Source organism: Micromonospora sp. NPDC051196, from assembly GCF_040682415.1.
GTDB lineage: Bacteria > Actinomycetota > Actinomycetes > Mycobacteriales > Micromonosporaceae > Micromonospora.
The window spans coordinates 47719-69635 of sequence record NZ_JBFBAY010000021.1; the positions used below are offsets into that span (position 1 = coordinate 47719).

At 71.6% G+C, this 21917-nt stretch carries 22 protein-coding genes; 10 read left to right on the forward strand and 12 right to left on the reverse strand.

Annotated elements, in window-relative coordinates:
• Positions 1 to 95: 95 nt before the first annotated feature.
• The 5 genes from AB0M35_RS26560 to AB0M35_RS26580 form a co-directional block, all read right to left on the reverse strand.
• Positions 96 to 758 carry a hypothetical protein gene (locus AB0M35_RS26560; protein WP_363748689.1) on the reverse strand — a complete coding sequence of 221 codons (663 nt, stop codon included), beginning with the start codon at positions 756 to 758 and terminating at the stop codon, positions 96 to 98.
• Positions 755 to 3418: an FtsK/SpoIIIE domain-containing protein gene (locus AB0M35_RS26565; protein WP_363748690.1), complete on the reverse strand. Its 2664-nt coding sequence runs from the start codon at positions 3416 to 3418 to the stop codon at positions 755 to 757. Before AB0M35_RS26565 ends, AB0M35_RS26560 begins: the two co-directional genes overlap by 4 nt.
• Complete coding sequence (locus tag AB0M35_RS26570) at positions 3411 to 4403, reverse strand: hypothetical protein (protein ID WP_363748691.1); 993 nt, start codon at positions 4401 to 4403, stop codon at positions 3411 to 3413. The genes AB0M35_RS26565 and AB0M35_RS26570 overlap by 8 nt, the downstream gene beginning before the upstream one ends.
• A 9-nt stretch (positions 4404 to 4412) precedes the next feature.
• Positions 4413 to 4673 carry a hypothetical protein gene (locus AB0M35_RS26575; RefSeq protein ID WP_013734364.1) on the reverse strand — a complete coding sequence of 87 codons (261 nt, stop codon included), beginning with the start codon at positions 4671 to 4673 and terminating at the stop codon, positions 4413 to 4415.
• 272 nt (positions 4674 to 4945) lie between these two features.
• A complete protein-coding gene (locus AB0M35_RS26580; RefSeq protein ID WP_363748693.1) occupies positions 4946 to 5323 on the reverse strand; it encodes a hypothetical protein in 378 nt (125 codons plus the stop codon).
• 293 nt (positions 5324 to 5616) lie between these two features.
• Here AB0M35_RS26580 and AB0M35_RS26585 point away from each other — a divergent pair, with 293 nt between their 5' ends.
• From AB0M35_RS26585 to AB0M35_RS26595, 3 genes are read left to right on the forward strand one after another with little or no spacing between them, the layout of a single operon-like run.
• Positions 5617 to 8172, forward strand: coding sequence for an ATP-dependent Clp protease ATP-binding subunit (locus AB0M35_RS26585; RefSeq protein WP_363748694.1), 2556 nt, complete (start codon positions 5617 to 5619; stop codon positions 8170 to 8172).
• Between the two features lie 30 nt (positions 8173 to 8202).
• Positions 8203 to 8367 carry a hypothetical protein gene (locus tag AB0M35_RS26590; RefSeq protein WP_363748695.1) on the forward strand — a complete coding sequence of 55 codons (165 nt, stop codon included), beginning with the start codon at positions 8203 to 8205 and terminating at the stop codon, positions 8365 to 8367.
• Positions 8367 to 8717 carry a DUF3140 domain-containing protein gene (locus tag AB0M35_RS26595; protein WP_363748696.1) on the forward strand — a complete coding sequence of 117 codons (351 nt, stop codon included), beginning with the start codon at positions 8367 to 8369 and terminating at the stop codon, positions 8715 to 8717. Before AB0M35_RS26590 ends, AB0M35_RS26595 begins: the two co-directional genes overlap by 1 nt.
• 60 nt (positions 8718 to 8777) lie before the next feature.
• On the opposite strand, the gene AB0M35_RS26600 is transcribed toward AB0M35_RS26595, so the two are convergent.
• From AB0M35_RS26600 to AB0M35_RS26610, 3 genes are all read right to left on the reverse strand, one after another.
• Positions 8778 to 9014 (reverse strand): hypothetical protein, encoded by a 237-nt coding sequence (locus AB0M35_RS26600; RefSeq protein ID WP_363748697.1) that lies wholly within the window; start codon positions 9012 to 9014, stop codon positions 8778 to 8780.
• Positions 9015 to 9033: 19 nt separating this feature from the next.
• A complete protein-coding gene (locus AB0M35_RS26605; RefSeq protein WP_363748698.1) occupies positions 9034 to 10032 on the reverse strand; it encodes a LysR family transcriptional regulator in 999 nt (332 codons plus the stop codon).
• A gap of 77 nt (positions 10033 to 10109) precedes the next feature.
• A complete protein-coding gene (locus AB0M35_RS26610; RefSeq protein ID WP_363748700.1) occupies positions 10110 to 10709 on the reverse strand; it encodes a hemerythrin domain-containing protein in 600 nt (199 codons plus the stop codon).
• A 153-nt stretch (positions 10710 to 10862) separates the two neighbouring features.
• Between AB0M35_RS26610 and AB0M35_RS26615 the strand changes: the two genes are divergently transcribed.
• Together AB0M35_RS26615 and AB0M35_RS26620 are read left to right on the forward strand one after the other, a co-directional pair.
• Positions 10863 to 12191 (forward strand): M20/M25/M40 family metallo-hydrolase, encoded by a 1329-nt coding sequence (locus tag AB0M35_RS26615; RefSeq protein ID WP_363748701.1) that lies wholly within the window; start codon positions 10863 to 10865, stop codon positions 12189 to 12191.
• Positions 12192 to 12248: 57 nt separating this feature from the next.
• Positions 12249 to 12902 carry a hypothetical protein gene (locus tag AB0M35_RS26620; protein WP_363748702.1) on the forward strand — a complete coding sequence of 218 codons (654 nt, stop codon included), beginning with the start codon at positions 12249 to 12251 and terminating at the stop codon, positions 12900 to 12902.
• A gap of 69 nt (positions 12903 to 12971) precedes the next feature.
• Here AB0M35_RS26620 and AB0M35_RS26625 read toward each other — a convergent pair whose 3' ends face one another.
• Entirely contained in the window at positions 12972 to 13721 is a 750-nt protein-coding gene (locus AB0M35_RS26625) for a YoaK family protein (protein ID WP_363748703.1), read from the reverse strand.
• A gap of 222 nt (positions 13722 to 13943) precedes the next feature.
• Here AB0M35_RS26625 and AB0M35_RS26630 point away from each other — a divergent pair, with 222 nt between their 5' ends.
• Together AB0M35_RS26630 and AB0M35_RS26635 are read left to right on the forward strand one after the other, a co-directional pair.
• Positions 13944 to 14189 carry a hypothetical protein gene (locus tag AB0M35_RS26630; protein ID WP_363748704.1) on the forward strand — a complete coding sequence of 82 codons (246 nt, stop codon included), beginning with the start codon at positions 13944 to 13946 and terminating at the stop codon, positions 14187 to 14189.
• Complete coding sequence (locus AB0M35_RS26635; RefSeq protein ID WP_363748706.1) at positions 14173 to 15318, forward strand: cupin domain-containing protein; 1146 nt, start codon at positions 14173 to 14175, stop codon at positions 15316 to 15318. Before AB0M35_RS26630 ends, AB0M35_RS26635 begins: the two co-directional genes overlap by 17 nt.
• Positions 15319 to 15414: 96 nt before the next feature.
• On the opposite strand, the gene AB0M35_RS26640 is transcribed toward AB0M35_RS26635, so the two are convergent.
• Positions 15415 to 17433 (reverse strand): helix-turn-helix transcriptional regulator, encoded by a 2019-nt coding sequence (locus AB0M35_RS26640; RefSeq protein WP_363748708.1) that lies wholly within the window; start codon positions 17431 to 17433, stop codon positions 15415 to 15417.
• 298 nt (positions 17434 to 17731) lie between these two features.
• Between AB0M35_RS26640 and AB0M35_RS26645 the strand changes: the two genes are divergently transcribed.
• Entirely contained in the window at positions 17732 to 18457 is a 726-nt protein-coding gene (locus AB0M35_RS26645) for a YoaK family protein (protein ID WP_363748709.1), read from the forward strand.
• Positions 18458 to 18506: 49 nt separating this feature from the next.
• On the opposite strand, the gene AB0M35_RS26650 is transcribed toward AB0M35_RS26645, so the two are convergent.
• A complete protein-coding gene (locus tag AB0M35_RS26650; RefSeq protein WP_088989720.1) occupies positions 18507 to 18698 on the reverse strand; it encodes a DUF5703 family protein in 192 nt (63 codons plus the stop codon).
• 71 nt (positions 18699 to 18769) lie between these two features.
• Complete coding sequence (locus AB0M35_RS26655; protein ID WP_363748710.1) at positions 18770 to 19741, reverse strand: aldo/keto reductase; 972 nt, start codon at positions 19739 to 19741, stop codon at positions 18770 to 18772.
• Between the two features lie 138 nt (positions 19742 to 19879).
• Here AB0M35_RS26655 and AB0M35_RS26660 point away from each other — a divergent pair, with 138 nt between their 5' ends.
• Both AB0M35_RS26660 and AB0M35_RS26665 read left to right on the forward strand, forming a co-directional pair.
• Complete coding sequence (locus tag AB0M35_RS26660) at positions 19880 to 20932, forward strand: LLM class F420-dependent oxidoreductase (RefSeq protein WP_363748711.1); 1053 nt, start codon at positions 19880 to 19882, stop codon at positions 20930 to 20932.
• Positions 20929 to 21765, forward strand: a complete 837-nt coding sequence (locus AB0M35_RS26665) for an undecaprenyl-diphosphate phosphatase (protein ID WP_203222556.1) — start codon at positions 20929 to 20931, stop codon at positions 21763 to 21765. Before AB0M35_RS26660 ends, AB0M35_RS26665 begins: the two co-directional genes overlap by 4 nt.
• Positions 21766 to 21917: the final 152 nt, after the last annotated feature.

The following is a 21917-nucleotide window of genomic DNA, read 5'->3' on the forward strand; positions in this document are numbered from 1 at the left end:
CGTCGATCTTGCACTTTCCGTCGCTGGTATGTGCCGATATGCACCTTTTGTCGAGGCAGGAAGTGCAAGATCGACGAAGCGGAGGGCGCGGGAGGTCAGGTGGTGGTTAGGAGGAGGAGGGTGGTGGTCAGGCCGGCGGCTATCACCAGGAGGACGGGGCGGGGGGAGAGGGTGGCGTGTTGGCGGTCGGCGATCAGGCGCGCCGGGAGCAGGCCCAGCACCGGGCCGAGGAGCGTGATCATCAAGGCCAGCACCGGCAGGCCGACAGCGAGTTCACCGTCGCTGCGCCCGCCCAGGGCACGGGCGCCGACTCCCAGCGCGTACGCCAGCACAGCACCGCCCACGCCGCACAGCAGCATCAGCGGGTTGACGTTGCCCGGCAGCTCGCCCCGTTGCCGGGTACGCCGCAGCAGGTCGCGTACCCCGTCAAGCAACGGCACCGGGTCGCCGGTGGCATCGGGCGTGGGAGCCGGCGGTGATCCGGCCCGTCGTCCGCCGCCACCCAACCGGGTGTTCAGCTCCTGCCACAGCACCGCGACCTCGGCGTCGACCTGCTCCTGCACCTCCCGCGCGGCAACCAGTTCCCGCTCGGCCCGGTTGACCTCGTCGGCCGACTCGGCCACCGCCCGGTCGGCCGCCGCGCACTGTTGTTCGTACCAGGCGTGCGCCTCGGCCCGCTGCTCCTGCACCCGCGCGGTCAGCTCGGCGAGTCGCCGCAGCTGTGCCGCGTACGTCTGGCTGGTCACCGGTTCGTTCATCGGGCCGGTCCATAGGGGATGATGGTCTGCCCGGTGCGGTGTACCGCCCGGTCGAAGAAGAGCCCCCGCCAGGGCCGGGGATACCAGTCCGGCCCCGTGCCGGGGTACAACGAGCCCAACTCCCCGCCGTGGGTGTCCAGCGCCACCCAGGCCCCGATCTGGTCGGTGCGGGCGCTCGGTCCGCCCAGGTCGGCGCGCATCCGGGCCACTCCACGCCACCATGCCAGCACGTGCGTGCGCCGCTCCGGGCCGTCGTGCAGGATGCGGCGCAGGTGCGCGGCGCCGGTCGCCTGCCCGGTTCGCGCGGCGAGCGCGCCGGCTGCCGCGTCGACGGCGAACAGCAGCAGATAGTGCGGTGCGGCACTGGCTCCCGGGGCACCCAGTCCGTCGGCCGTCTCGGCCATCAGCTCGGCCACGCTCTCCTCGTCGTACCAGGCGGCGTCGTCGGCGAGGTCCTCGTACAGGGCCCGGGCCGCCGGGTCGGCGTCCGGGTCCAGGCAGGCGATGGAGAACCGGGCACTGCCGGGACGGTGTTGGCGGGCCAGCGACCGGGCTGCCGCGTCCAGCACCGCGCACGCCTCGTCGACCCGGGTACCGAGTACGGCCAGGTTCCGTCCGGGGGCCCGGGGCAGCCGCAGCGCCGCCGACCGGGCCTGTACGTCGATGATCTCGCCGAGCAGCGCGACCGGGCCACGCGGCGTGCCGACCTCCGGTGCCGTCAACGCCCGGAAGTCCGGCGCGTCGGCCAACCGGGGTATCGCGTCACCGTCGAAGAGACGAGCCGGTGCCGCCTCGGCCGGCCGCATCCGCCACAGTCGGTGCTGAAGCTCGCTCCAGGTCTCCCAGTCACTCGCCGACGGGATCCGCGCCACCTCGTTACCCTCGGGCAGGCCCGATTCGGCGTTGACCACCGCATGGAACTTCGGCAGCGACTGTGCGGCGTCGTTGCGTTCGGCCAGGATCCGCAGCGCCTTGGGTAACGCGATGCGCAGCGTGAACTGGGCGACCAGCGCCGGGCGGCCCCACAACGCCTCGATGCCGCGTACGTCCTGGGAGGCCAGCACCAGGTGGATGCCCTGGGAACGGCCCCGCCGGGCCAGGTCCTCCAGCAGATCGGCGGCCTCCCGGGCCACCGCGTCCCGCCCGGCCAGCAGCATCTGGAACTCGTCCACCACCGCCACGATCCGGGGCCAGTGGCCGGTCGGGTCCACCGCGCGCAGCTCGGCCAGCTTGGTGACCTCGTGCTTCTTCGCCGCGTCGGCGCGGCGGCGCAGCTCCTCGGCGAGGAACCGCAGCAGCGCCAGGCCGAACTCCCGGTCGGTGTTGACGTTGATGCCGACCAGCCGCATGTGCGGCAGCCAGCTCGGATCCCGCCGACCCTGGGCGAACCGGGCGAAGGACACCCCCTCCTTGAAGTCGAGCAGGTAGAACTCCAACTCGGCGGGGGAGTAGCGGGCGGCGAGGGCGCCGATCCACGCGAAGATCAGGTTGGTCTTGCCGGTGCCGGAGGGGCCGCCGATCAGCGCGTGCGGCGGATAGTCGCCGAGGGTGACCAGCACCGGTCGACCGTTGGGGCCCTCGCCGATCGGCGCGGTCAGTCCGGTCGCCGAGTCCTCCCGCCACATCTGCTCCGGCGCGGGCAGCAGGTCGGTGAACGGGGTGGGGGCCGGGCCGGCGCTGACCACCGAGGCGATCTGACGGCAGGTCTCGGTGACCAGGGTGGCCGGCGGGGGCGGGTCCAGGCGTACCGGCAGGGTGCCGACACGGGCATCGGTGCCGATGACCTGCACGCGGGTGACCGTCGGATCGTCCGGCAGCGGCACACCCCGCACGATCAGGTGTACGCCGCACGCGGCGCCGGCCCGGACCACCCGGTCGAGTTGGCCGCGCTCGTGCCGGGACAGCTCGTCGCCGCCGAGCAGCACCGCCACCCGCCACGGCTCCGGCCGGCGACCGGTGGCGGCGGCCAGCTCGCGCAGGGTGGCGTGTTCGCCGGCGAGTACCGTCTCGTTGATCCGGCGGATCTGCTCCACGAGGTCGTCCAGCAACCGGCCCAACCCACCGGGGCCGACGAAGGTGAGCAGCCCGGCGGTGCCAAGCGGGGCGAATCCGGCCAGTCCGCCGCCCAGGTGGTCCGGGTCGTAGCCGACCACCCGTATTCCGCCCGGCGTGGCCCGGCCCAGGCCGCGCAGCAGCAGGGCGGACACCACGGCGGCGCAGCCCTCGGCGTCCCCGTCGAGGGCCACGTGGCCGCCGTCGAGCAGCGCCACCAGCGCCGGCACCGGTTCGGCGTCGGGCAGCCGCACCGTGCCGATCCGGGTCGCGCCCGGCGGTTCGGCCCGACCGGCCGGGGTCGGCCGCCACTGCGCCCACGGTGCCGAGCCCGCCCCGGGCGCCTCCCGGGCCGCGGCCTCGGCCGCCTGACGGGCCAGGGCCGCGAGCCTCGACGTGTGCTGGGCATCGATCTCGGCGAGGCGCCGGTCGCGTTCGGCACCCACCCGCTCGGGTACGCCGAGGGCGGCCCGGCGTACGCGTACCGCCCGTTCCCGGGCGGCGGCCAGGGCGGCCTGTGCGGCGGTCGACCTGTTCCGGGACGCGCCGAGTGCCTCGGCGAGCATCTCCCGGACCCGGACGACCAGTTGGTTGCGCCGGTCAGCCATCGATCCCGTTCCCGGGCCGGCCGTTCATCCCGTCATCGGTGTCGGGCCGTTTCGGTGGCCGGGCGCGCGGTGGCTCGCGCCGGGGCGGGGGATGCTCGGCGGATTTTCTCACCGCATCCGGTGTCGGCTGGGCGCCGTTGGTTTCCGGCAGGTCGCGGCCGAGCCGGTCGAGCAGGACGCCGGTGAGCACGCCCGCGGTGACCGCCGGGTCGGCGGCGTGCGGCTGCTCGTCGTCACCGCGCCGCGGCGGTGGCATCCGGCAGACCCGGGTGAGCAGGGTGTCCAGCACCGGGGCGGGTAGGCCGGGCAGCAGGTCCCGGACCCGGCCGTCCAGCTCGCGGTGCAACCGGGGCAGATCGTCGCCGCGCGGCGGGTGGCCGAGCAGTTGCCCGGCAAGGTCGCGCAGCAGCGGCGGCGCCACGGCGGCCAGGCCCATGCCCACGTCGGCGTGGGCCCCGCGCAGGTCCCGGTGCAGCCGGTCGCGGTCGCCGGCACGCACACCGCGTACCACCCGGCGCAGCAGTTCCTGGGAGTCGGTGACCTGTTCGTCGGGTTGCTCGGCCGGGCCCTCGCGTCCACCGGTCAACTCCGCCACCCGCACCGCCCACCAGCGGCGCAGCCGCACCTCGCCGGCCGGCTCCGGCGTGGCTCCGGCGGCCGGCTCGGCCGCCCGGGGGTCGTCGTGCAGGGGACGGCGTTCCTGCGTGGCGGGCGGCGGTGCGGCACCGTCGGGGGCCAGACCGATCGCGGCCAGGTACGCGGTCAGCTGTTCCTGGGCCACCCGCAGCGCGTAGCCGGCCGTCTCGGCGTGCTCGGTGGCGGCGGACAGCTCCGGCACCCCCATCGGGTTGGCCGACTCCTGGCGTACCCAGCGCAGCCGCTCGGTGGCCAGCCCGAACTTCTCCAACGCCTGCGCCAGCAGGCCCAGCGGCAGTTCCTCGGCGGCCGCGCGGACCTGCGCGCCGACATCCTCGACGATGGACACCCCCGGCCCCTACAGCGTCGCGACGTACTGCTGGGCCTGCTCGACCGCGACGAGCGTCGCGGCGAGGCACTCCTCAAGTTCCTGGCTGGCCTGGGTCAGCGACGCCTGCGCCGCCTCGACGGTGGTGTGCCCGCTGCCCTCCAGCGCGCCAGCGAGGGTCTGCTGCGCCTCGGCCAGTTTCTCGCCGGCGGCCTGTACGGCGCTCTGGCCGTCACCGATCTGTTGGAGCGCTATGTCGATGGCTGCCTTGAGCTCGGCGACGCTCGCCACTCGGGAACCTCCTGGGGGCGGGGAGGACTCCTATTAGAGCCTATGCCGGTCGGGGAACGAACATCCGCCCTGTCAGTGTTCCTGCCCTGATGACCGGTTGTCGACCGCAGGCAACGTGAGTCCGATTCGTGGGACCCGGGGTTGGAAGATCACCAACAGTGATCGAGACATGGTCGGCGGGCCGTTCCAGGGGGCGCCGCCGTGGGCCGAGTTGGTGGTGGCCGGAGTCGCCGCGGACTGGGCTGGTGGGGCCGGAGTCGCCGCGGACCGGCTCAGGGCCGGAGCCAACGCGGGCCGTACACCTCGGCGCCGAGCACGGTGACCCGGTCGCGCAACGCCCGGTCGGCGGTGACCACCAGGCGCCGCCGATCGCGGGCGTCGGCGACCAGCTCGACCACCGCGTCGTCGCCGGAGCCGGCGGCGGAAACCACCCGCACCCCGTCGACCTCGGGCACTTCGCGGGCCGCACCCTCCACCACCAGCACCACCTCCACCGGCGGAGGCAGATCCGGCGGCACGCCCTGCCCACCCAACGGCACCAGGGTGTCCCGCAGTCGGGCGGTCGCCCCGGCACGGTCCCGCCACCAACCGTCCGGTCGGGATCCGACCACGTTGGCGGCGTCCACGATGAGCAGCGGAGTCGGGTTCATCGCCTCACCATGCCACTCGGCCGGGCGTCCCGCGCGCCAGCCGCGCCGACCGACCTTCCCGCGCCAGCCGTATCGGCGAAACGGCGGCATCCTGCTCCGGCGGACACCGCCATTGCGCCGACACCGAGTCGATCAAGTCCGCTGCCCGTGGCCCCCGCCCGCCGACGCCGAGTCGATCACGCCCGCTGCCCGTGGCCTCGCCCGTCCGGGTGGTGCCGGCCGGTGGCGTTTGTCCGGCCGGGGGCCGGGTAGCCCGTGCCGACCCGTCTCGCGCCCGACCGCGGAGGACAGACATGATTGGACCCGGCGACTTCGGCTCGGACCCGTGGGACGAGTTCCTGGCCCGGTACTTCGGCCGGGGCGAGGGCGGGCGTCGGCCCGCGCACCGGGTCGACATCACCCGACTGATGACCGCCGACGCCCGGGAGATGCTGGCCGACGCGGCGCGTCGGGCGGCGCAGAAGAAGAGCAACGACCTGGACACCGACCACCTGCTCTGGGCCGCCCTGCAACGTGAACCGCTGCGGGACCTGGTACGCCGTGCCGGCGCGGACCCGGACACCCTGGTCAACGCGTTGGGTGGGCAGGGCGACGGTGCTCCACAGGGTGAGGTGCCGCCGAACCTGTCGTTGACCCCGGCGGCCAAGCGGGCCCTGCTGGACGCTCACCAGCTGTCCCGGGCCATGGGTGCGAACTACATCGGCCCCGAGCACATCCTGATGGCGCTGCCACTGAACCCGGAGTCGCCGGCCGGTCGGATGCTCGCCGCCGGTCGGATCCAGCCGGAGTCCTTGCAGGCTGCCAACGCCGAGCGTGGGCCGATGGCGAACCCGCGCCCGGATCGCGGCACCCCCACTCTCGACCAGTACGGCCAGGACCTCACCGAGTTGGCCCGCAACGACCAGATCGACCCGGTCATCGGGCGGGCCGCCGAGATCGAGCAGGCGGTGGAGATCCTGTCCCGGCGGACCAAGAACAACCCGGTGCTCATCGGTGAGGCCGGCGTCGGCAAGACCGCGATCGTGGAGGGTCTGGCCGAGCGGATCTGCGACGGTGACGTGCCGCAGACCCTGCTCGGCAAGCGGGTCATCCAGCTCGACCTGGCGGGTCTGGTGGCCGGCACCCGCTACCGGGGCGACTTCGAGGAGCGGCTGAAGAAGGTGATCGACGAGATCCGGGCGCACCGGGAGGAGTTGATCATTTTCCTGGACGAGATCCACACCCTGGTCGGTGCGGGCGGTGCCGGCAGCGAGGGCGGCATGGACGCCTCGAACATGCTCAAACCGGCCCTGGCCCGTGGCGAGTTGCGGGTGATCGGCGCGACCACCCTGGACGAGTACCGCCGCAGCATCGAGAAGGACGCCGCGCTGGCCCGGCGCTTCCAGCCGGTGTTCGTACCCGAGCCCAGCGGCGAGGACACCGTGGCCATCCTGCGTGGCCTGCGGGACCGCTACGAGGCGCACCACCAAGTCCGGTTCACCGACGAGGCGCTGGTCGCCGCCGCCGAACTGTCCGACCGGTACATCACCGACCGTTTCCTGCCGGACAAGGCGATCGACCTGATCGACCAGGCCGGCGCCCGGGTGCGGCTGCGTACCCGCACCCCCGCCGCCGACGTACGGGACCTGGAACAGCAGCTCGAAGAGGTACGCCGGGACAAGGAGCAGGCGGTCGCCGACGAGCAGTACGAGCGCGCCTCCGCCCTGCGTGACCGGGTCGCCGAGTTGGAGGAGCAGGTCGGCCGGGCCCGGGGCGACGAAGGTACCGGCAGCCACGTGCCCGAGGTGGGGCCGGACGAGATCGCCGAGGTGGTCTCCCGGGCCACCGGCATCCCGGCCAGTCAGCTCACCGAGGAGGAGCGGGACCGGTTGCTGCGCCTGGAGGGCCACCTGCACGAGAAGGTCATCGGGCAGGACGACGCGGTCAACGCGGTGGCCGAGGCGGTACGCAGGTCACGTACCGGGTTGGCCGACCCGCACCGCCCGATGGGCAGCTTCCTGTTCCTCGGGCCCACCGGCGTCGGCAAGACCGAGCTGGCCCGAGCGCTGGCCGAGGCGTTGTTCGGCGAGGCGGACCGGATGGTCCGGGTGGACATGAGCGAGTTCCAGGAACGGCACACCGTCAGCCGGTTGGTCGGCGCCCCACCCGGCTACGTCGGGTACGAGGAAGCCGGCCAGCTCACCGAGGCGGTGCGCCGCCGCCCGTACGCGGTGGTGCTGCTCGACGAAATCGAGAAGGCGCACCCGGACGTCTTCAACATCCTGTTGCAGGTGCTCGACGACGGGCGGCTTACCGACAGCCAGGGCCGGACGGTCAACTTCAAGAACACCGTCCTGATCATGACCAGCAACCTCGGCTCAGAGTTGATCACCGGCAGCCAGCGGGCCGTCGGCTTCGGTGCCGGTGCGCCGGGCAGCGACCAGGAGAGCGACGAACTGCGGGACCGGCTGATGCGCCGGTTGCAGGAGAACTTCCGTCCGGAGTTCCTCAACCGGATCGACGAGGTGATCATCTTCCGTCGGTTGGAGGCCGAGCAGTTGCGCCAGATCACCGAACTGCTGCTGGAGGAGACCCGCCGTCGGCTGCACGCCCAGGACATCGAGGTGGACTTCACCACCGCCGGTGTCGACTGGCTCGCCGAGAACGGCTACCAGCCGGAGTTCGGGGCTCGGCCACTGCGCCGGGTCATCCAGCGGGAGGTGGACAACCACCTGTCCCGAATGCTGCTGGAACAGCAGTTGTCACCGGGCCAGCGGATCACGGTCGACGCCCACGACGGACGCCTCAGCTTCGACGTGGGAGCCGGAACACGCGGCCACACGGCCGCCTCGACCACCCATCCCCGCTGATCGGAATGTCCCTGGACCGGGAGGGTAGAGATGACCGAACCGGAGGAGATCCGCGACGAGGATCGTGCCGACCCGATCGTGGCCCCGCCGACGGCGAACCCCGCCCGGGTGCAGGTGCCGGCGGAGGGACCGGGTGGGCGCATCGACGAGGGGCACCCGGAAACTCCCGGGTCGCCGCCGGCAGAGGAGGGCTGATGGTACGCGAACAGCGACTCGACCCCGAGGTGGAAGTGCTCTGGGACGACTTCCACGCCGAGGTCAACGTGCCGTCCGAACAGCTACGGCAGTGGCTGCTGACCCGCGGCTCCGGCGAGGAGGCGTTCAGCCCGAACCCGGACCTGGACCTGCCCGAACCGGGCCGACAGATCCTCGCCGTGCTGCGTAAGCGCAAGGTCGACCTGACGCCGGAGGACATCGAGGTGATGCGCGAGGCCGTGGAGCGCATCCGGGAACTGACGGCGGCCAAGCCCAGCCGGGGCAACGCCGACGACGAGTGGCGGCACTCCCTGCTCGACCTCGGACACGACGTACTCGTCGAGCGGTAGGGCAACCCGCCGACCGCCGCCGCCACGGTCCCCTCCGGGCCGGGACGGCGGCGGTCGACGCTACTCCGTGCCCAGGCTGGCGATGTTCAGCCCGGCGGCGTCGGCGGCGGCCTGCCGGTCGGCGCGGGTCTGTTCCTCCCGCGTCATCAGGTTGGCGTACTCGGTCAGGTCGGCCGGGTCCGGAACCTCCGGCAGCCGGCGGAGGAAGGCTTCCACGTCCCGGACGGCGGTGGTGTGCCGCGCGGCCGCCTCGCGCAGGACCTCGCGGTCGTCGGCGGCGGGATAGAGGTCGGTCATGGCCGCCCTTTACCCACCATCAGGCGGTTCGCACCCGTGGGTCGACCACCACCGGCGCCGTCGCCCGCAAACCGAACGCCGGGTTGCGCAACAACCAGGCGAGGTACGCCGGATGAGGGGCCAGGGAATCGGTGTACGACGTCAGTGCCGTCTCCAACACCAGGTCCGCCATCCGGGCGGCAGGAGACTCGGGATGCCAGCCCAACATCAGCCGCCAGCGCAGCGGGGTACCGGCCAGCCGTCGGGTCACCAGCCCGGCCACCGGTCGGAAGGTGGCCTGGCACAACGCCACCGCCTCGCGGGCGTCCACCAGATCTATGCAGCTGCGTACGTCGGCCTCGTACACCTTGCGGGGGGTGAAACCGGCGCGGGCGCAGGCGGCGGCGAAGCAGTCGCCGAAGCAGCCGTCCCCCGGCGCCGCCACCCACTGCTCGTGGCGCAGGTCGGCCAGCGCCACCTCGTCTCGCCCGGCCAGCGGATGCGTCTCGGGCAGCAGCACCATGACCGGGTCGATGGCGACCTCCCGCCAACTCAGCCCGTAGTCCGCCGACGGGGTGGAGTCGCCGCACACCCCGGTCAGCGCGTAGTCCAACCGCCCACCGGCGACCAGTTGGGCCAGCTCGTCCACCGACCAGGACGCGTACGTGGTGATCTGGGCCTGGGGCTGCTCGGCGGCGAGCCGGTGCACCAGCCGGCCCAGGATCGGGCTGTTCACCCCGCCGAACCGGTAGCGGCGTGGCGCGTCACCCGCCCCGGCCAACCGGGCCGCCTCGTCCTGAAGGCCCTTCATCGCCGGCAGCAGTACCCGGGCCCGGGCCAGCACCAACTCGCCGAGGGCGGTGGGGCGGGCCCCCCGGCGATCCCGTTCGAACAGCGGCCCGCCCAGAGTCCGCTCGATGCGCTGGAGCTGGGCGGTGAGCGCCGGCTGAGCCAGGCCGAGCGTCGAGGCCGCCTTGGTCACGCTCCCGGTCTCCGCGATGGCGCAGACCACCCGCAGGTGGCGCAACTCCAGATTCATAGCGTGACGGTAGGGCCACGGAGCAGTTGGCGGTAGTGCCTGGACGTATCAACGGCCATGAACATGATCCGGCTCACTCAGCGCGGCGGCAGCTCCTCCAGTTCGCTGAGCTGGGTGTGCCGGCCGGTAACCGCGTCCCGGAGCTTGTCGACAAGTGCCACCGCCGGTTCGACGATGCGGTTCCACGGCGGTGTGTGCGGGATGCCCGGATGCGGGCGGGTCGGAGCGGCCTCCTCGGCGATCTCCAGCCGGTTGCCGAGCCGGACCAGCTCCTCCTCGGTCGCGGCGGCACAGAGCCGCTGCACCAGCGCGTCGACCGCCACCACGTGCGCCTCGAGCAGTTGGGCGACCATCGCCAACCGGTCGTCGGTCAACCCCCGCAACGCCATGAGCAGGGCGGCGTCGCCCGCCAGCACCTCGGCGACCGGCTCGTCGGCGTCGTCGAGCGCCTGGCGGACGGCGGGCAGCAGATACTGTTCCTCGGCCGACAGGTGCCGGGACAACGCGGCGACGAGGATCTCCCGCCCGTGCGCGGGATCCGGACCCGGCTCGACCAGCCGGTGGGACAACGCCAGCAACTGCTGGTGTTCCTCGGCGATGGTGGCGGCGATGCTTCGCCCGGCGGGCTGATAGCCGTCGCCGGGAGTGGGCGGCAGCGGCGGCAGGTGGACGGACACGGTCCCTCCTCGGCGGGCGGATGGAGCGCCGATGATATGGCAACCTCGGCGCGGGGCAGTACCCGCACCCGTTGTCGCCGAAACCGTCCCGCCAAGGCGGCGGGCTGGACCGGCGCCGCGTACGCGTGACCTGCGGGCTGGTATGAAGAGGCGATGACGAGTGACGCCCACCCCGCCCTTCCCGCGCCGACCGACGAGGTCGTCGACCTCTGTCGGGACCTGCTGCGTATCGACACCACGAACACGGGCGACAACGCCACCAGCGCGGGGGAGCGCCGCGCCGCCGAGTACGTCGCGGAGAAACTGGCCGAGGTCGGCATCGAATCGGTGCTGCACGAGTCCGTTCCCGGCCGGGCCAACGTGATCGCCCGGATCCCCGGCACCGACCCCGGCCGGGGGGCCCTGCTCGTGCACGGCCACCTGGACGTCGTGCCGGCCGACCCCGACGAGTGGTCGGTGCACCCGTTCTCCGGCGAACTGCGCGACGGCTACCTGTGGGGTCGGGGCGCCATCGACATGAAGGACTTCGACGCGATGGTCCTGGCGGTGGTACGCCACTGGCAGCGCACCGGCGTGCGCCCGCCGCGTGACATCGTGCTGGCGTACACCGCCGACGAGGAGGCGGGCAGCGACTACGGCGCGCACTTCCTCACCACCCGGCACCGGGAGCTGTTCGACGGCTGCACCGAGGCCATCGGCGAGGTCGGCGGCTTCTCGTACACCGTGGACGAGTCACGGCGGCTCTACCTCATCGAGACCGCGGAGAAGGGCATCGACTGGCTCCGCCTGCACGCCAAGGGCCGGCCCGGGCACGGCTCGATGATGCACGACGACAACGCGGTCACCGCGCTGGCCGAGGCGGTGGCCCGGATCGGGCGGCACCGCTTCCCGGTGGTCGTCACCGACACCGTCCGGGCCTTTCTGGAGGAGGTCTCCGAGATGCTCGACATCGAGCTGGACCCGGAGGACCCGGAGACGGCGATCGCCAAGCTCGGCCCGATCGCCAACATCATCGGCGCCACCATCCGCAACACGGCCAACCCCACCCGGCTCGCCGCCGGCTACAAGGAGAACGTCATCCCCGGCAGCGCCAGCGCCACCATCGACTGCCGCAGCCTGCCCGGGCAGTCCGAGCTGCTGGAGCAGCAGCTGCGTGAGCTGATCGGCCCGGACATCGCGATCGAGTACATCCAGCGCCAGCCGGCGCTGGAGACCACCTTCGACGGCGAGCTGGTCGCGGCCATGTCCGCCGCGCTGCGCGCCGAGGATCCGGGGGCGCGTCCAGTGCCGTACATGCTCTCCGGCGGCACCGACGCCAAGGCGTTCGCCCAACTGGGCATCCGCTGCTTCGGCTTCGCGCCGCTGCGGCTGCCGGCCGACCTGAACTTCTCGGCGTTGTTCCACGGCATCGACGAGCGGGTTCCGGTGGACGGACTACAGTTCGGCGTGCGGGTTCTCGACCGGTTCCTGCGTACCTGCTGATGCCGTGCCCGGCTCGGGCGCGACACCTGAAGAAACTGCCTGAAAGGGACGCCTCCTATGACCGACCAGCACGGTGAGCTGGATGCCGCTCTCGAGCGCGTGATCGAAGCGGCCCGTCACCATCTGGCCGCCGTCCGCGCCGCGCAGGGCCGGATCGACGACGACGACGTCTGGCGGGCGTACGTCGCGCTGAACAACGCGTCCTTCGCCTACGACGAGCAACTCATGGACGCCTTCGGTGAGGTCACCCCCTGGGATGTCGATTCGATCGACCCGGACGAGGTCGACCAGCGTCTCGGCGCGGCCGACGGCGTCGAGCCCACCGACCCGCACCCCCAGGTGATCTCGGTACGCCAGCGGCGCGACTACCGGGTGCCGAGCGTCTCCGCGCTGATCCGGGTCGCCGAGGCGGCCCGGCGCGAGGGCATCCCGGCCGAGGAGGAGGTACCGCCGGTGGAGGGCGTCGGCGAGGCGGTGCTGGAGCTGCTGCAGAGCGGCGACGGCTCGTTGTCCGCGCTGGACGTGCCCGAGTTGGAGCCGCTCGACGGCGTCGTCATGGTCAGCGAGGTCGGCACCCCGGTCGACCTGGAATCGTTCGACGACGACGACCCGGTCGGCCCGTTCCAGCCGGCCGCCGACGACCGGCTCGTCGGGCGCCTCGACGAACACCCGTTCCTCGACGTCGACGACGAGACCGAGCACGTGCACTGACACCGCTTGCGTAGCAGCCGGTGCCGTCCGCCAGGGCGGCATCGGCTGTGACGTCGGTGGTGGCGCGTCTCAAGGCGTTCGTGCCGGTTTCTTCAGCAGGGCCAGGACGAGCATCGCCACGATCAGCGCCCAGGCGATCATGTAGGTGACGATCGGGCGTTCCTCGCTGGCCGCGCCGACGTATCCACCGATCGCGTAGCTCGCCAGGCACAGCAGTCCGAGCCCGGCGATCCGTCGGGCGCCGCTGGTGTCGCCGCGCTCGAACACCCAGTCGGCCAGACCCCGGGTGGTCCGCAGCACCGTGCCGGTCTGGAACGACGTCGCGGTCTGCACCCCGAAGGTACGGGTGACGAGCCCGCCGAGGATGCCGACCGGGAAGGCGCACAGGGCGGTCAGGATCGTGCGTTCGGTCAACGAGTCCCGCCCCGAATCGAGGGACCGGTCGACCAGACCCCAGAGCACCAGCAGGGCCAGCATCGCGATCAGTTCCCACCCGGGTGGCCGCAGCGGGCCGGCGGAGGGGAACTTCCTGATCCCGGCACCGAGCAGGCCGCCCAGGCCGAACGCGACGAGCGACGCCACCGCGGACGGCCACGCCGGAAGGTGTCCGGCCAGTCCCATGCCGACGAAGGCCACGTTTCCCGTCTGGATCCCGACGAACACCTTGTAACGCAGGAACGAGAACGCATCCACAACTCCGGCCAGGCCGGTGCCCAACATCAGCGCGAACAACGGATACCGGAAGTCGAGTTGGGTGACGTTCCACTGTTGCGGTGACCGGCGGCCCGTTGGTCCGGTTCTGCCTTGGTTACTGGACATTGCGCACAATACCCGTCCGGGAATCGCGTAAACGACGGCTGATTTGCCGTGCCCGCCGGTCGTCTCCGCGTCAGGGCGGATTCCGTCGAATAGCGCGATCGCGTGATTCCGCGTCGGCCTTCTCCGCGTCAGGATTGCAGTTGTGGGCGCTGGTTGGCGTGCCGCTGACCCCCGGACGTCTGCTGTTTGCCGGCACTTTCTCGACGAAAAAGGAGGTCCGCGATGGATTTGGTTCCCATGGCCAGATTGCGCGTCAAGCTCTACTCGTTCGCCGTGCTGGCCGCCGCCGGAGTCGCCATTGACGCGCCGATCTGGAGCATCGTGGCAGTCGTCTCCATCTGTGCCGCGATCCCGCTCGCAGTCGCGCTCCAGGGCACTGGACGCGTCCGCACGCTCTTTCTTCCGTCCCGGGACGTCACGATGGCGGCCCCTCAACGAGAGGTTGTTCGCGATGCGCAAGTCCGATGAGTTCGGCATGGCCTCGACCGGCAACGGGTCACTGGTGGGCACCCTTCCGCGAAACCCGGCAATCGACGACACACACCCCGACCTGGTCACCCCGCCGTCGACCGACGATGGTCTGCTGCCGAACATGGTGTTCCCGTTCTCGCTGGCCCACACCCGACGGGAGAGCGGCGGCTGGACCCGGGAGATCACCGACCGGCTCCTGCCGATCGCGCACGACCTGGCGATCATCGACATGAAGCTCGATCCGGGGGCGTACCGGGAACTGCACTGGCACATCCAGTCCGAATGGTCGATCATCCTCAAGGGCAGCGGCCGCATCGGCGCGGTGGACCAAGAGGGACGCAATTTCCTCGAAGACGTCAAGGAGGGCGACCTCTGGTACTTCCCGGCGGGCATCCCGCACTACATCCAGGCCTTCGAGGAGGGCATGGAGTTCCTCCTGGTGTTCGACGACGGGTGCTATTCCGAGGACGCCACCTTCCAGTTGACCGACTTCCTCGCGCACGTGCCCAAGTCGGTGATCGCCAAGAACTTCGGCTGGACCGAGGAACAGATGCGCAACCTGCCGGAGCGCGAGAAGTACATGTTCCACGGGCAGGTGCCGCCGCCGCTGGCCGAACAGCGGGTCTTCAGCCCCACCGGGGACGTGCCGCGCACCTTCAAGCACGCGTTCCTCTCCCAGACGCCGGAGCGCTTCGAGGGCGGCAGCGTACGCATCGCCGACTCGAACAACTTCGCCGCCGCGACCACCACGACGGTGGCGATGGTGGAGTTGGAACCGGGCGCGATGCGGGAGCTGCACTGGCACCCCAACGGCGCCGAGATGCAGTACGTCATCTCCGGCCAGGGCCGGATGGGCGTGTTCAGCGGCGGCTCCACCGCTCGGACGTTCAACCTGCAACGCGGTGACGTCGGCTACGTGCCGATCTCGCTGGGCCACTACGTCGAGAACCTCGGTGACGAGCCGTTCGTGTACCTGGAACTGTTCCGGACCGCGAAGTTCGAGGACATGTCGCTGGCACAGTGGCTGGCCAACGTCCCGCCGCAGGTCGTCGCCGACACCCTCAACATGCAGCGACAGGTCATCGAGGTGCTACCGAAGGTGAAGAACGCCGTGCAACGGCACTGAACCCGAGTCGCGTACGCGGACGCCACGACCAACCCGCCCGGTCGTGGCGTCCGCGTACCTGTCGCCCCGACCGGGCGTTGGCGCGTACTGGTGCGGTCAGGAGCGCTCGCGGGCGTCCCACACCCGGGCCAGTTGGACCCGGGTCCGGATGCCGAGCTTGGCGTAGATCGCCCGCAGGTGGGTGTCCACCGTGTGGAAGGAGACGAAGAGTTCGGCAGCGGCCTGCTGCTTCGTCGCGCCACCGGCGAGCAGTTCGGCGACCCGCGCCTCGGCGGGCGTGAGCGCGGCGACGCCTTCGAGGCGGACCTGGATTCGGCTGTGGTTCTGGTCGCCGAGGCGGCTGCGGTGCTGGCGGGCCCGATCGTGGTCACCGGTGGCGCCGAGACGGGCGTAGAGGGCGGCGCATTCGTCGAGCGCGTCGATCGCCTGCGCCTGCGACACCTGCGATGAGCGCCCCAGGTCGAACAGCGCGTCGGCCAGCGCCGGACGTGCCGTGGTGGTCCGGAGTCGGGCCACCGCCGTGGCCAACGCCGCCGGATCGCCGGTGAGGATCCCGTCGGCGTGATGGGCGACGCCCTGCCAGAGCCGGTTGTTCACGGTGCCGGCGACCCGCTTCAGGTGACCGGTCAGGACCCGGGCGTGCTCCTGGTCGCCCAGCAGCAGGGCGGTGCGGACCAGTCGCGGACCGTGGTGTGGCACCAGTAGCAGGGGAGCCGCCGACCGGTTCGACATCTCCAGGATGGCCCTGAGCAGGGGGGCGTGCCGCCCCGGTTCGGGATCGGCGGCAGCGGCGGTGCCGAGCCGGAACCACTGCAAGCCGTCCGGCCAGTCCAGTACCGGTTTCTCGGGGGCCAACAGTGCACGGGCCATGGAGACCTCACCGCGGCGCAGAAGGTCCTCCACGACGGTGCCGAGCAGGGTGGCGCGGATCTCGTCGCTCAGCGCGCCGGCTTCGGCCTCGTCGAGGGCCAGCCGGGCGCGCGCCGTCGCCTCGCCGAATTCGCCCACCGCGAGGCGAGCGACGCAGTCCAGTGCGGTGACCAGCGGTCGGGCCACGCCGCCAAGCGTGTCGATCTCGCCGGTGACCGCGTCGAGGGCGCTGCGCGCGTCGGCGAACTGGCCGAGCGAGAGTTGGTTGGCGATCCGGTCCATGCGCAGGAAGACCACCTGACCCCGGACTGCTGGCGCGGTGGTGTCGACGTCCCGCAGGATGCGGGCGGCGCAGGGCAGGTCGGCGGCACCGGTGGCGTGTGCCGCCCGTGCCAAGGCCAGCCGGACCGCACCGCCGGCAGTCGGGGCGGCGCGGTGGGCGCTTTCCGCCTCGGCCAGCAGTTCACCGCTGTCGTCGTAGCCGAACCGGGCGGCCACCGACGCCCGCATGGCGAGGGTCCAACTGCGTTCGGCGCCGCTGCGATGTTGTTCCAGCGCCCGCTCCAGGTAGCCCATCGACAGCGAGGGGCGTTGGGTGGCGTAGTAGGCACCGAGCCGGCCCAGGAGGAGGGCACGCTGGCGTGGTCCGTACCGGTCGACGGCGAGCTCGGTGTGCAGCAGGCGCATGGCCTCGGCGAGCCGCCCGGCCAGGAAGAGATTGTCCGCAGTGGCGATCAGCCAGTCCAGGTGTCGCTCGGCGGTGCCGGGTGACCCGCCCGCCAGCAGCAGGTCCGCCGAGAGGGTCGGGCTCACCGCCGGATCGGTCGCCAGCCGCGCGGCCAGCGCCCAAGCGGCCTGGTCGACCGCCGGCATCGCTCGAAGCAGTTGGCGGGCGGCCTGGGCCGGCCGACCGGCGTCGGACAGCACCTCCGCGGCAGTCTCGCGCAGGGCCTGTTGCGTCGCCAGCGGAGTTTCCGCGAGTACGCCGTCGCGCAGTCGCGGTGACGCCAGTCGTAGACCGGCCGGAGCATCGACCAGCGTCCCCCGGGAGATCAGGTCCTCCACCGCCGCATCCAGGGCCAGCCCCGCCGCGACATCCGAGCGGACCAGCATCTTTTCGAGGAACCAGAGTTCGCAGGGCGCGTCGGCGAGGGCGACCACGCGCAGTACGTACCGTTGGATGTGGCTCGTTGTCCGTGACCCGCCGGTGGACATCTTGGGACGCTTCAAGGATGCCTCGGGCATCGAAAATCACCTTTGGTCAGTACCTCCCCGAATTCGGCTCCCGGACGCCACGCGGGCAGGTCGAAGCCGTTATGGCGAGGCTAACCAGGTGGCCGTCACATTCGGACGGGAAACCGAGATATGCGTGAGGAAAACTCCTATTCGCCTTCTTGGTGGGGCGGAACCCGGTTATGCGGCTATCGGTGTTATCCGCCCATTCGGTATCCGAGGTTCGGTAAGTTGCGAAGTCATCGGCACCTGTCGGAACGGGGCCGAACCCGCTGGATCGCCCGATCGGACAGCTAGGTGTGGAGAACCGATGTCGCGTGCCGAACCGCCTCCTCCGGCGAATCGGACCGGGCCCGACCTGGAGGACGCGTACCGCGAGTTCCGCCATCCGATCGTGGTCCTGAGCCTGACCACCCTCGTCGCCGGCTTCCTGGACGCCTTCGCCTTCCTGCGCTACGGAGCCTTCGTCGGCAACCAGTCCAGCAACGTCCTGTTCCTTGGCGTCGGACCGGCCGGCGCGCATCCGGCCTGGCCGTCGGCGGCGGCGTCGCTGGTGGCGTTCATCGTCGGGGCGGGACTGACCACCCGGCTTCGTGCCGTGGCAAGTCGGTGGTCGCCGGTGTCCCGTGGCCTCGTTGCTGTCGTGGCCACCGTCGTGCTGTGGGGAGTACTCAACGTGTTGTTCGAGTACGGCCGGGACAGCCCGCAGCTTCGGGCGCTGCTGGCCGCCGTCGGGGGGTTCTCGATGGGTGCCCTGGCCACGCTGTTCGTACGCACCGCCGGGGTCGCCACCACCATCACCTACCAGTCGGGTACGGCGGCGAAAATCGGCAAACGAGTCGTCGGCTGGCTGTTCGGCCCACGGGCGGATCGGTCCAAGGCCAGACACGCGACCCTGCTCGGCCTGTTGACGCTCGCCAGTTACGCCGTGGGTGGCGGGATCGGGGCCCTGGCCCAGCAGCGACCGTTGTGGGTGCCGGTCTGGGCCGCACTCGCCCTGCTGGCCGTGGCGCTCCTGGTCCGCCACCGGTCATGACGCACCCACTCAGGGGCAGGCCGGCAGGCCGCCCGACCGTCTTCCACCCTCAGTACGACAGTCCCGGCTGCGGCTGGTTGACCAGACGGCGGCGCAGCACCACCTGCCGTGTGCCGTCCCGGTACAGCCGCACCCGGGCCAGTTCCCAGCCGGAGAACTCCGCCTGGATCGCCAGCTGCGCCGCAGCGGTCAACCGGTCGACGTTCGGCGGCAACCGCAGCGGCGCGTATTCGTAGTCCATGAGCCCTATGCTGCCCACCCTGACCCCAAGGGCGCCACCCTGGGGCGATCCCGCGCGCGCCGCCGTACGGGTCAGCTGTCCCGCTCGGGGTAGCCGACCTCCAACGCCGACACGTCGTCCAACGCGGTGGTGATCTCCTCGGGCAGGGTCACCCGCTCCACCTGGAGCGCGCCGAGCAGCTGTCCGCAGGTGCGGGCACCGAGGATCGGCGCGGTCACCCCGGGACGGTCCCGGATCCAGGCCAGCGCCACCTCCAGCGGCGACACCCCGAGACCGCTCGCGGCGGTCGCCACCGCCTCCACGATGCTGGAGCAGCGCGGCTCCAGATAAGTGGCGACGAACCGCTCGAAATGCGGCGAGACCGCCCGGGAGTCCGCCGGTCGACCATGCCGGTACTTACCGGTCAACACCCCGCGGCCCAGCGGCGACCAGGGCAGTACGCCCAACCCGAGCGCGTCGCAGGCCGGCAGCACCTCCCGCTCCACCCCCCGCTCCAGCAACGAGTACTCCACCTGGGCGGCCACCACCGGGGCCCGCCCCGGCCAGGCCGCCTGCCAGGCCGCCGCCCGAGCGGTCTGCCAGCCGGAGAAGTTCGACACACCGACGTAGCGGACCCGGCCACTGGCCACCGCGTGGTCCAGCGCGGCGAGGGTCTCCTCCAGCGGAGTCTGCGGGTCGTAGCCGTGCACCTGGAACAGGTCGACGTGGTCGGTGCCCAGCCGGCGCAGCGAGGCGTCCAGCGTACGCAGCAGGTGCCCCCGGGAACCGTCCCGGCGTCGGCTGCCGCCCGGACGCAGGCCGGCCTTGGTGGCGATCAGCAACTCCTCGCGCGGCACCAGACTGCCCAGCAGTGAGCCGATCACCGACTCGGCGTCGCCGTCGCCGTACACGTCGGCGGTGTCGATCAGGTTCCCACCCGCGTCGAGGTAACTCTTCAGTTGCGCGGCCGCGTCGTCGGCGTCGGTGTCCCGGCCCCAGGTCATGGTGCCGAGCGCGAGCCGGGAAACCGCCAGCCCGCTTCGGCCGAGCGGTCGCTGCTGCATGGGTGAACCTTATTTCGAACCGGGCCAGACCGATATCCTCGCTCCCGCCGAGTCTGCTGGCGATTCGGGGTGAGCCGGTGACCGTCCCCACTCCCGCCATTGCGTAACCTGATGCGACTGCGGATGGGGGAGGACTCTGTGCGACTCGGGCTAAGCCTCGGATACCAGACAGCGTGGAGCACACCGGCTGACCACCTGGCCCTCGCTCAGGAGGCGGACCGGCTCGGCTACTCGGTGGTGTGGGCGGCGGAAGCGTACGGCTCCGACTCGCCGAGCATGCTCGCCTGGATGGCCGGGCAGACCGAGCGGATCGACATCGGTAGCGCCGTGATGCAGATCCCCGGCCGGACACCGGCGATGACCGCGATGACCGCCGCCACCATCGACACGCTCTCCGGCGGCCGGTTCCGGCTCGGCCTGGGCGTCTCCGGCCCGCAGGTCTCCGAGGGCTGGCACGGCGTACGCTTCGGCAAGCCGCTGGCCCGCACCCGGGAGTACGTCGACATCGTCAAGCTGGCGGTGGCCCGCAAGGAAGTCAGCTACGACGGCCAGTTCTACACCCTGCCGCTGCCCGACGGCCCCGGCAAGGCGCTGCGGCTGGGCTTCCACCCGCCGCGCGAGCACATCCCGATCTACCTGGCCGCGGTCGGCCCGAAGAACCTGGAACTGGCCGGCGAGATCGCCGACGGCTGGCTGGCCATCTTCTACGCCCCCGAGTACGCCCAGGAGCAGCTCGCCTCGGTGAGCGCCGGTCGGGCCCGGGCCGGTAAGGAACTCGCCGGCTTCGACGTGGTGCCCTCCGTGCCGGTCGTGGTCGGTGACGACGTCGCCTCCTGCGCCGAACTGGTCCGCTGGTACGCCGCCCTGTACGTCGGCGGGATGGGCAGCCGGCAGCAGAACTTCTACAACCAGCTCGCCACCCGGATGGGGTACGGCGACGCCGCCCGCGAGGTGCAGGACCTCTACCTGGCCAAGCGGCAGCGCGACGCCGCCGCCGCGGTGCCGCTGGAGTTCATCGACCGCACGTCGCTGCTCGGGCCGAAGGAGCGCATCGCCGAGCGGATGCGCGAGTACGCCGAGGCCGGCGTGACCACCCTGTCGGTGACGCTTTTCGTGGCCGACCGGGACAGCGGGGTGCAGACGCTGCGTACCATCGCCGAGGCCCTGGAGCTTTCGGGAGTCGGGGAGTGACCTGGATCGAAGCCATCGTCCTGGGCATCGTCCAGGGCCTGACCGAGTTCTTGCCGGTCAGCTCGTCGGGGCACCTGCGGATCACCTCGGCGATCTTCTTCGACCAGGACGCGGGCGCCTCCTTCACCGCGGTCACCCAGTTGGGTACCGAGGCGGCCGTCCTGCTCTACTTCGCCAAGGACATCTGGCGCATCGGCCGGACCTGGACGGTCGGGATCTGGGACTCCTCGGTCCGTTCCAGCCTCGACTACCGGATGGGCTGGTACGTGATCATCGGCTCGATCCCGATCGGTCTGTTCGGCTTCCTGTTCAAGGACCAGATCCGGGAGACCGCCCGCAACCTGTGGGTGGTCGCCACCACCCTGATCGTGTTCGCCTTCATCCTGGCCTTCGCCGAGTACTGGGGCCGGCAGACCCGCACCCTGAAGGACTTCCGGATGCGCGACGGCGTCGTGATGGGTTTCGCCCAGGCGCTGGCACTCATCCCCGGTGTGTCCCGCTCCGGCGCGACGCTGACCTTCGGCCTGTTCCTCAACCTGACCCGGGAGACGGCGGCCCGCTACTCGTTCCTGCTGGCCATCCCGGCGGTGGTGATGTCCGGGATCTTCAGCCTGGGCGACGTCTTCGAGCCGGCCGCACCCGGCACCTCGGTGCCCAGCGTGGCGCAGATGGTCGTCGCCACGCTCATCGCGTTCGCGGTCGGCTACGCGGCCATCGCCTGGCTGCTGCGCTACGTCGCACACCACACGCTGTACGTCTTCGTGCTCTACCGGGTGGCGGTCGGCACTCTGGTCCTCGCCCTGCTGATGACGGGGACGATCAGCGCTACCTGACCGGTTTTGAAGTGGTTGCGGTGCAGGCTGGGGCGACCGTGCCCGGCGGGGGGGGGGGAGGCGGTGTTACAAGGCCCGGGGCCCGGGGCCCCCCCCGCACACGGGACGCCCCCACGCCGATGGGGGGGGGGGGGGGACCCCGGGGGGGTGGT